Below are 9,653 nucleotides of genomic sequence, written 5' to 3'. Positions count from 1 at the left end.
CCGCAACGCGGTCATCGGGAAGGTGCATCGGCTGAAACTGTCGGGCCGCGGACGCTCGACCGCCACACCGGCACGCCAGAAGAAGGCAGCGCAAGGATCGACCGTCCAGAAATCGGTATCACGCGCTGCAACCACGGCACGCCATGTCACGACATCGATCGGCGCGACCGCCTTGCAGACGCAGTTCGACGCCGAACCCGTGGCACGCCATTACATCCGTCCGGTTGAGAATGTCGTGCTGCCGATCTCGCGGCATCTGCAGCTGGTCGAACTGACCGAGCGCACCTGCAAATGGCCGAACGGTGACCCGCTTTCAGAGGACTTCCATTTCTGCGGCAACGAAGCCGCCGAAACCGGACCCTACTGCAAATACCACGCCCGCGTGGCGTTCCAGCCGGCATCGGAGCGGCGGCGGAGTCGCTGAGCGAATAGCGAATAGCGAATAGCGAATAGCGAATAGCGAATAGCGAATAGCGAATAGCGAATAGCGAATAGCGAATAGAAACGGCTTGCCTTCCGTCACAGGAAGCAAGCCGTTTTTGTGTTCGCTATTCGCTACTCCCTATTCGCTATTCGCTCTCTTTCACAGCCAACCGTTCTTCCTGAACCGCCAGTAGAGGAACGTGCAGATCACCGCGATCGCGGTCAGCACCACCGGGTAGCCGTACTCCATCTTCAGTTCCGGCATACTGTCGAAGTTCATGCCGTAGATGCCTGCGAGCGCCGTCGGCACCGCCAGGATGGCGGCCCATGAGGCGAGTTTCTTGGTGTTCGCCGTTTCCTGACTCTGGCCGACTAGGAGGCTGGCCTCGAAAGCGAACGCCAGCACTTCGCGCAGGCTGTCGATCTTCTCCTGGACGGTGCGGATGTGGTCGGTCACGTCGCGGAACAGCGGGTGCATGGCGGTATGTATCTGCGGCAGCTCGGCGCTGGTCAGCCGTCGGCAGACTTCGACCAGCGGAAGCGCGGCATTGCGCAGGCGCAGGAGATCGCGGCGCAGCATATAGAGCCGTTCGATGTCGGGAGCGGTCATCGGCTTCAGCAGAACCTTGTCCTCGATCGCCTCGACTTCGTCCTCGATCTGCTCGAGCACCGGCATGTAATTGTCGACGATGAAATCGAGAATGGCATAGAGGACGAAATCCTCACCCTTGGCCAGCGAGTGCGGGCAGCTTTCCCAGTGCTGACGAACGGCGGCATAGGACGTCGAGGGACCGTGCCTGACGCTGACGATGTAGCCTGAGCCGACGAACAAATGGGTCTCGCCGAAAGTGACCCGACCGTCGATCAACTGCGCCGTGCGGGCGACGATGAACAAGGCGTCGCCATATTGCTCGATCTTCGGCCGCTGGTGCGGGTGCTCGGCATCCTCGATCGCCAACTCATGCAGGTGAAACTGCGCCTGGACGCGCAGCAACAGGTTACGGTCGGGCTCCAAAAGGCCGATCCAGACGACATGACCGGATTTCTTTGCCCATTCGCCGGCTTCCTCGATGGGAATGTCGGCGATGCGGCGCCCCGCCGTGTAGACGCCGCAAGCGATAATGCCGGATATCGGCCCAGGCGCCGGGGTCAGGTTCCGAGCATTTTCCATCACGACCTCCCGGAGCAAATCCACGGGCGAGGATAGAGGCAAAGCCCAGAAAGCTTAGCGTAAATCGGGTGACGGTTCGAGAGGCGCGTTCACTTCACCGGCTGCGTCTCGGAAAGACTGATTTTGTCGGTCTTGTCACCCTTGGGCCGCTCAGCCGGCAACTGATCGCCGGTGACGATGTAATAGATGGTCTCAGCGATGTTGGTGGCGTGATCACCGATACGCTCGATGTTCTTGGCGCAAAACAGCAGATGCGTACAGGGCGTGATGTTGCGCGGATCTTCCATCATGTAGGTCAGCAATTCGCGAAACAGCGATGTGTACATGGCGTCGATCTGGTCGTCACGATCGCGCACGAAGCCGATTTTCTCCACCGAGCGAGACGCGTAGACGTCGAGCACTTCCTTGAGCTGGGTCAACGCCAGGTTGGACAGGGCCTCGAGGCCGCGGAACAGGCTGGTCGGCTGGCGTCCGTCGGTGACGGCGACCACCCGCTTGGCAACGTTCTTGGCGAGATCGCCAACCCGTTCGAGGTCGGCGGAGATGCGAATGGTCCCGACGATCTCGCGCAAATCCGCCGCCATCGGCTGACGCTTGGCAATGATGATGATGGCCTTGTCGTCGATTTCGCGCTGGCCCTCGTCCAGTACGGTATCGTCGCGGATGACCTTCTGGGCAAGGCCTGGGTCGGCATTGACGAGAGCGGTGACCGCCTGTTCGACCATGCGCTCGGCATGACCTCCCATCGCGGCGATGCGCTTCGACAGATATTTCAACTCCTCGTCATAAGCGCTGACGATGTGCACGGACTGCATGGCAAAATGCCTTCCCACGGGGTGTTTTGATTTTGAGTCGTTTCCTCGAATCCCCGCTGATACGCTAGCCGGATGACAGAAAAAAGAAACAGTCCCTTTGAATTAGGGCGATATCAGTGAGTCGGCAAATGAACCGAGAATGCCGCGCCGTTGCCGACTTCGGACTTGATCGAAAGCCGGGCGTTGTGGCGCGTCAGTATATGCTTGACGATCGACAGGCCGAGGCCGGTACCCTTCTGGGTCCGGCTGGTCTCGACGTCGACGCGGTAGAAGCGCTCGGTAATGCGCGGAATGTGCTCCTCGGGAATGCCAGGGCCAAAGTCCCTGATCGTCACGTCGATGCCCGGCTCTGATCCGGCATCGCTATGGGCTATGGATACAACCACCCGCCCACCCGACTGCCCGTATTTGCAGGCGTTTTCCAGGAGGTTCTCGAAAACCTGGAAAAGCTCATCGCGATCGCCAGGCACATGAAGCGGCCCATCGGCGTAGTGCCGCTCGATGGCGACGGCGTTTTCGCTGGCCAGCGGTCCGAGCGAGTCGATAACGCTGTCGACTGTCTGCCGCAGATCCACCTCGGTTCCCGGCTTCAGATAGGGTTTCATCTCGAGCCGCGACAGCGACAACAAATCGTCGATCAGACGCGCCATGCGACCGGTCTGGCTCTGCATGATCTGCAGAAACTGGTCGCGCGCCGCCGCGTCGTTGCGGGCTGGCCCGCGCAGCGTTTCGATAAAGCCGGCGATTGAGGCGAGCGGCGTGCGCAGTTCATGGCTGGCATTGGCAATGAAATCGGCGCGCATGCGGTCGATCCGGCGTGCTTCGCTCTGGTCCTTGAACACCAGCACATAGAGATCGGTGGCGTGACCGACCGAGGACACACTCACCCGGTAGGCCCGTTCGACCGGCAGTTTCTCCATGTAGTCGACGACATCGGAGGCGATATCACCAGATAGTACTCCATCCAGCAGGGTTTGCATCTCCGGCGCCCGGAATTTCAACGACAGCGACATGCCTGGCGCGATGCCGCCGAAGGCGGCGAAGGCGGCGGCGTTGGCATGGACGATGGTGGCGGTCCGGTCGAAGATGATCAGCGGATCGGCGACGGCGGCGGCCAGATATTCACCCGAGAGCCGCTGCAGGCCGATGGCCTCGATGGCAGCGCCGCTGCCGGTGGATTGGCGCGCGCCGGCGGTCGGCAGTATTGCCGCTGCAAGCAGCAACAGCAGCGCCGCGGGGACGACATAGGCTGAAATCCCGGCCAAGGCATAAACAGCGAGAACCGCAACGACGCCGGCCGCAAGCAGCCAGCGGCTATTCCACAGCCGTGCGGCCATGGTTTGCGTCATGCCTCTCTGCTCTGTGTCCAGGTCAGCCATTCGCTCGTGGACCTGCCCCCATGTCTTCGCACCCGGTCGCACGGTGGCGGAAAACTTCCACTAGACCGCTTGCCGCATGACCCGAAAATCGGGATCGATTTTCGGAAAGGATCATGCGCAAATTAAAAGTGCTACAGCGTCCTTTGCGCATCCAAACGGACGCGCGGCGCTATAGTGGCTCCCCATAGCATGAGTCCGGAAGCTGGAAAGGGTTCGTCTCGATGAAAAAAGCCAAAGAAAGTCCCGCCGCGCCAACTGCGGGGCCGCTGAAGATCAGGATCGGCGGCAAGGAGAGGGAGTTCGACATCGAAAATCCCGTGCTTCCCGACTGGGTCGAGGACAACAAGCTGACCGCTGGCGGCTATCCCTACGACAAGAAGATGAAAAGCGACGAGTATGACGAGATGCTCGAGAAGCTGCAGATCGAGCTGGTCAAGGCGCAGGCCTGGCTGCAGTCGACCGGCAAACGGGTGATGGCGCTGTTCGAAGGTCGCGATGCTGCAGGCAAGGGCGGCACGATCTTCGTGGTGCGCCAGTACCTCAATCCGCGCACGGCACGCAACGTGGCGCTGACCAAGCCGACCCCGACCGAGCTTGGGCAATGGTACTACCAGCGCTATGTCGACCACTTCCCGACTTCAGGCGAATTCGTCACCTTCGACCGTTCCTGGTACAACCGCGCCGGTGTCGAGCCGGTGATGGGTTTCTGCACCCCGCAGCAGCACGAGCAGTTTCTTGAGGAGACGCCGCATTTCGAGCGGATGATCTCCAACGAGGGCATCCACTTCTTCAAATTCTGGCTGAACATCGGCCGGGAAACGCAGCTCGAGCGCTTCCATGACCGTCGCTACAGCCCGCTGAAGAGCTGGAAATTTTCGCCCATCGACGTTGCAGGCATCACCAAGTGGGACGACTACACCAAGGTGCGCGACACCATGTTCGAGCGCACCCACAAGGAATTCGCGCCGTGGATCATCGTACGGGCCAATGACAAGCGGCGCGCGCGGCTGGCGATCATGCGGCGCATCCTGTCGTCTCTGCCCTATGAGGGGCGCGATCTCGAAATCATCGGCAAGGAAGACAAGAAGATCATCGGCGAAGGGCCGTCATTCCTCGGCAAGCAGGATTGACGCTTCCGCGCCGCGCGGCCTTGGCCGCGCGGCGCGTTCCTTGAGGCTTTCGCTCAGGCCGCGAGCCGGGCGATGCGTTGCAATCGCCGCAGCGTGGTGTCGTCCTGCAGCGCCTGCTGGAAAAGCGAAATCTCCTGATCGATGCGGTCGCAGAGGGCCTCGGTGTTCCCTTTCAGCAGGCCGCGCGTCTGCAGCAGGGCTGCGACCGGCTTCTTGACAAGCTGTCTCGCCCGGCCGAGCGCCGCTTCCTCGACGGTGCCGCCCGGCACGATCTCGGCGACGAGGCCGAGCGCCCTGGCGTCCTCGGCGCGAAGCGTGTCGCCGAGGCAGAAGAAGCGGAAGGCACCGGCATAGCCGAGCTTCTGCGGCGCCAGGATGCTGGTCGCCGCGTCCGGCACCAGGCCGAAATCGACGAACGGCACCCTGAACGTGCTCTCATCGGACGCGATCACCATGTCGCAATGGAACAGGATGGTGCAGCCGACACCGACGGCATCGCCGTCAACGCAGGCAAGGATGGGCTTGGGAAACGTCGCCAGCGTGCGGAACAGGTCGGTGACGGCGGCAATCAGTTTCTGGTGCTTGGTGGCGTCGAGGAATTCGGAGAAGTCGCCGCCCAGACAGAAACAGCCTGCCAGGCCGCGCAGCACGACGACGCGAACCTCCTCATTGTCGGCGGCTTCATGGAAGGTCCTTGCCAGGCTTTCATAGGCTCTCCTGTCCAGCACCGGCCGGCCGTCACTCGACGACACGGTGACGACCAGCGTGTGGTTGCGAAGTTCAGGTTGCGGGTGTGTGCTCATGGCTGTCTCCGATCTCATGACGCACGCCTTTGCCCGAGCATGTCGGGATATCCCCTGGCCAGCACGGGAGCAAAATGATTGCGGCGCGACCGCACCACATCGAGTGTGTGTTCGTTGAAGGTCAGCAAGGTGGCGACGACCTGCTGGTTGCCATAGGTGCGCTGATAGCCCAGCGGGGTCGCCAGGAAATGCAGCTGCAAGGCGCGCAGCACCCACATCGGCTCGAACTCGATGATCACCTTGTCGACGCCGCGCTTCAGCCCCCACTCGACGAAACCGGCAATCAGTTCGGTGCCGACGGTCGAAACGCCGCGACGGCCGTCACGAAAACCGGGAGCCACCGCGTAGCGGGTCAATTCCCAGATGTTTGGACCCGATGGCGGCGTTCCTTCGGAAAGATCGGTCAAGACCTCGGTCAGCAGATGTGGGCGCGTCGTCGGCAACATCCTCTGATAACCCGCCACTTCACCGCCTCTGATGACGATCTGATGGACCGCCTCGTCGTGATCGAACTGGTCGAGTTCGAGCCCGTCGGGCCGCCTGAGGTCATCCCACCCCATCTCTTCGACGAATATCTTGTAGCGCAAACGATGGACGGCCTCCCAAAGGTCGGGACGTTCCATCAATTCCTGGGTTGTAAGGGAAAAAAGCATTCCGCCGTCTCCTGCGTTCAGAGGAAGATACGGCCGTGCTTTGATGAGAAAATTGCGTGATCGCGTAGGCAAAAATTCCAGGTCGGCACGGCCGACCTAACTAATGTAGCCGCGCCGTATCGCTTCCGCGACGGCCTGCACCCTGTTGACGGCACCTAGTTTGCTTTTGGCGTTAAGAAGATGTTTCTCCGACGTGTGTTCGGAAATGCCGAGGATTTGCGAAATCTCCCATTCGGACTTGCCGACGGCGGCCCATTGCAGGCATTCGCGCTCGCGCGGCGTCAGCACGATATGATCGATGGTGTTGCTCGCCATGGTGTGGAGTTGCATGGCGCGGCCAACCGCATAGGTCGAGACCAGCGACACCTGGCCAAATTCGGCGGCGGACAATTCCACAGCCTCGCCGCCGAGCGACACCATGACGATCTGGCCGTCAAGCGTGATCAACGGAAAGGCCAATCCATCACGCAGTTTGAAGGCGCCGGCATCGCCCATCACCTCGCCGCTGCTCTTGTCTATGCGGATGCCCTGCGACGCCTCGTGCCACTGGAAGGGCGCCTGCAACTGTTTCATATGGCTGACGACCGGGTCATGATCGACATAGTTGCGCGCGACATAGCGCTCCAGCCATTCGCCCGGCCAATCGCAGAGAAGCACATGCTGCTTTTGCTGGCCGGCCGGCGTGCCTGGCTGCGGTACGGTTCCCGCCATCAGCGCGGTGAGGCCGAAATCCGATGTTATGCCCAGCAGCCTTTCACAGACCGCCGCCGCCGTTGCGGCGTGCTGCAGTTGGTCTATGTATTCCAGCGTGCGATCGAACTGACCCATCGCAACATCAACCCCATGTTGCCTCGTGCATTGCGGCCAATGATGCGTGCCTGATTTACACTTCGCCACCGACCACGGATTGCAAATCGCATACTTATTTTGTGGCTTCCCTCACCGAGGCGGCCGAAGCTGATTTGCAAACCGGCTAAATCATATCCTGAAATCGGCGGGTTGAAATCAAAAACCATTGTGCCTGTACCATTTTCGTACCAAAACCGGTGCGAGCACGACTGTGGCGGAGTTTTATCTTGGCGTTCCGGTGGAGGTCCTTCGCCCTTGCGATGCTGATCGGCTTGCTGTCGTTCGCCGACGGCGCGCGCGCCGCGGCGCCTCAGGTTCCGGTGCTGTGGGATGCCAAGGAGCGGCTGCCCAAGCCAGACCTTTCGACGCTGCCCCGGCTGAGGTTCCTGACCACCACGGACTTCCCGCCCTTCAACTTCCTTGACGGCGCGGGAAAGCTGTCCGGCTTCCATATCGATCTGGCACGCGCCATCTGCGCCGAGCTTGGCATTGTCGAAAAATGCCAGATCCAGGCCCTGCCCTGGGCCGAGCTGGAAGGCGCACTGCGGAAAGGCGAAGGCGAGGCGATCATCGCCGGCATCGCCGCAACACCGGAATCGCGCGCGACCTACGCCTTCTCACGCTCCTATCTGCAGTTTCCAGCGCGCTTCATCATGCCGAAAGGCAAGGCGCTGACCGAGCCCATCTTTGACAAATTGCACGGCAAGCGTGTCGGCGTAATATCAGGCTCGGCGCATGAACGCATGCTGCGCGACTATTTCAACACGGTTCAGGTCGTCCCTTTCGACAGGCCGGAGGACCTCTATGCCGATCTCAAGGCCGGCAAGGTCGACGCCGCCTTCGGCGACGGCATGCGCCTGGCCTTCTGGCTGGGCGGCTCGGACGCGGCGGGCTGCTGCCGCTTTGCCGGCGGGCCCTATCTGGCGCCTGAATATCTGGGCTCGGGCATGGCCATTGCCACCAAAGCGGACAATCCGGCGCTGGCCGCCGCGATCGATTACGCGCTGCAGGAGATTTCGATGAAAGGCACGTTCGCCGAATTTTATCTGCGCTATTTCCCGGTCAGCTTTTTCTGATCCGGTTCCGGTCGGCTTTGCCGGCCTGACCTGAACCTCAACAGCGCCCGGCCAAGAACTCAGGTCAGCGTGCGCAGCCGCGCCTTGGCCGCGCGGCCGATGGCAGCAACCGTCAGCGTGTCGAGATCGAGCTGACGCCGGATCAGCTGCAGCACCCGCACCTCTTCCATGCGCATTTCGAGGTCGACGGCGGCAACCTCGAAGGCGGCGGCATAGGCGGTGTCGCGCAGCCGCTCAGGCAAGACCTCGGCGACTTCAGCCAGCACACCCTCCAGCCCGTCCTTTTCGTGCAGGCGCTTCTGGCAGTCCTGGGCAACGCCGACCAGCCTGTCGCGGTTGAAGTCCTCGAACACCGGCCAGGAGCGGACGACCTCGCCGATCCGCGCCAGTTCGACATCGGTCATGTCGCGGTCCGAGGCCGAGGTGATGACCATCAGATAGATCAGGGCTTCATGAGGTGTCGGCAATTTTTTCTCCTTGAACCGGGCCTCGAAGTTAGGAACGCCCGTTCTGCACCGCAAGGAAAAAGCGCCGCACGCGTTGACGCTCCGGCGCTGCACGCCTAGAGACCGGTTGAAAACCTTGCCGCGGCCCGCCTTCGGGCCGGCAAATGATTTGGAAACTGTGACATGGCGGGATCAAACATCATCGATCTCAACCCCGAACTGTTGGCGGCCGCGACCGAAAGCAAGGCGTGGCCCTTCGAAGAGGCCAAAAAGATCATCGAGCGCTACAAAGGCGCCGACTTCCCGCAAACAATCCTGTTCGAGACCGGCTACGGGCCGTCCGGCCTGCCGCATATCGGCACGTTCGGCGAAGTGGCGCGGACGTCGATGGTGCGCCATGCTTTCCGCGTCCTGACGCAGGATAAGGTCGCGACCAAGCTGCTGTGCTTTTCCGACGATATGGACGGCATGCGCAAGATACCCGACAGCGTGCCGGACCGCGCCGCACTCGAGCCTCATCTGCACAAGCCGCTGTCGTCGGTCCCCAACCCCTTCGGCGGCGACTATGCGAGCTTCGCCGACCACAACAACGCGATGCTTTGCCGCTTCCTCGACACGTTCGGCTTCGACTACGAGTTCGCCAGCGCGACGCAATACTACAAGTCCGGCCGTTTCGATGCGATGCTCAAGCGCGCCGCCGAACGCTATGAGCAGATCATGGCGGTGATGCTGCCGACGCTCGGACCCGAGCGGCAGGCGACCTACAGCCCGTTCCTGCCGATCTCGCCGAAGAGCGGCCGGGTGCTTTACGTGCCGATGAAGCATGTCGACGCCGAGGCCGGCACCATCACCTTCGACGACGAGGGCACCGAGACCACGCTTTCGATCACCGGCGGCCGCGTGAAGCT

The 9,653-nt window shown here is 61.6% G+C and carries 10 protein-coding genes and 1 pseudogene; 4 read left to right on the top strand and 7 right to left on the bottom strand.

The window, feature by feature from the left end:
• Positions 1-424, top strand: a 424-nt coding sequence (locus tag EN964_RS13955; protein ID WP_127276449.1) for a GcrA family cell cycle regulator, incomplete at its 5' end; no start/stop codon positions are given.
• 159 nt (positions 425-583) lie between these two features.
• On the opposite strand, the gene EN964_RS13950 is transcribed toward EN964_RS13955, so the two are convergent.
• The 3 genes from EN964_RS13950 to EN964_RS13940 form a co-directional block, all read right to left on the bottom strand.
• Complete coding sequence (locus EN964_RS13950; RefSeq protein ID WP_127267147.1) at positions 584-1,594, bottom strand: magnesium and cobalt transport protein CorA; 1,011 nt, start codon at positions 1,592-1,594, stop codon at positions 584-586.
• Positions 1,595-1,683: 89 nt separating this feature from the next.
• Complete coding sequence (phoU, locus tag EN964_RS13945) at positions 1,684-2,409, bottom strand: phosphate signaling complex protein PhoU (protein ID WP_013533646.1); 726 nt, start codon at positions 2,407-2,409, stop codon at positions 1,684-1,686.
• Positions 2,410-2,522: 113 nt separating this feature from the next.
• On the bottom strand, positions 2,523-3,788 hold the full coding sequence (locus tag EN964_RS13940) for an ATP-binding protein (protein WP_127267148.1): 1,266 nt from the start codon (positions 3,786-3,788) through the stop codon (positions 2,523-2,525).
• A gap of 221 nt (positions 3,789-4,009) precedes the next feature.
• Between EN964_RS13940 and ppk2 the strand changes: the two genes are divergently transcribed.
• Positions 4,010-4,918 (top strand): polyphosphate kinase 2, encoded by a 909-nt coding sequence (gene ppk2, locus EN964_RS13935; protein ID WP_127267149.1) that lies wholly within the window; start codon positions 4,010-4,012, stop codon positions 4,916-4,918.
• A 53-nt stretch (positions 4,919-4,971) separates the two neighbouring features.
• Here ppk2 and EN964_RS13930 read toward each other — a convergent pair whose 3' ends face one another.
• From EN964_RS13930 to EN964_RS13920, 3 genes are all read right to left on the bottom strand, one after another.
• Positions 4,972-5,721 (bottom strand): enoyl-CoA hydratase-related protein, encoded by a 750-nt coding sequence (locus EN964_RS13930; protein ID WP_013533649.1) that lies wholly within the window; start codon positions 5,719-5,721, stop codon positions 4,972-4,974.
• Positions 5,722-5,735: 14 nt separating this feature from the next.
• Positions 5,736-6,374 carry an acyl-homoserine-lactone synthase gene (locus tag EN964_RS13925; protein WP_013533650.1) on the bottom strand — a complete coding sequence of 213 codons (639 nt, stop codon included), beginning with the start codon at positions 6,372-6,374 and terminating at the stop codon, positions 5,736-5,738.
• 96 nt (positions 6,375-6,470) lie between these two features.
• Positions 6,471-7,202, bottom strand: coding sequence for a LuxR family transcriptional regulator (locus EN964_RS13920; protein ID WP_127267150.1), 732 nt, complete (start codon positions 7,200-7,202; stop codon positions 6,471-6,473).
• A 248-nt stretch (positions 7,203-7,450) separates the two neighbouring features.
• Here EN964_RS13920 and EN964_RS13915 point away from each other — a divergent pair, with 248 nt between their 5' ends.
• On the top strand, positions 7,451-8,299 hold the full coding sequence (locus tag EN964_RS13915) for a transporter substrate-binding domain-containing protein (protein WP_127267151.1): 849 nt from the start codon (positions 7,451-7,453) through the stop codon (positions 8,297-8,299).
• Positions 8,300-8,358: 59 nt separating this feature from the next.
• Here EN964_RS13915 and EN964_RS13910 read toward each other — a convergent pair whose 3' ends face one another.
• Positions 8,359-8,766: a tellurite resistance TerB family protein gene (locus tag EN964_RS13910; RefSeq protein WP_256755010.1), complete on the bottom strand. Its 408-nt coding sequence runs from the start codon at positions 8,764-8,766 to the stop codon at positions 8,359-8,361.
• Positions 8,767-8,928: 162 nt separating this feature from the next.
• Between EN964_RS13910 and lysK the strand changes: the two are divergent.
• Positions 8,929-9,653, top strand: a pseudogene (lysK, locus tag EN964_RS13905) (lysine--tRNA ligase); the annotation flags it as partial.

Origin of the sequence: Mesorhizobium sp. M7A.F.Ca.CA.001.10.2.1 (assembly GCF_003998575.1) — a bacterium.
In the GTDB taxonomy this organism is placed as follows: Bacteria; Pseudomonadota; Alphaproteobacteria; order Rhizobiales; family Rhizobiaceae; genus Mesorhizobium.
This window is presented reverse-complemented; position numbering and strand designations above follow the sequence as displayed.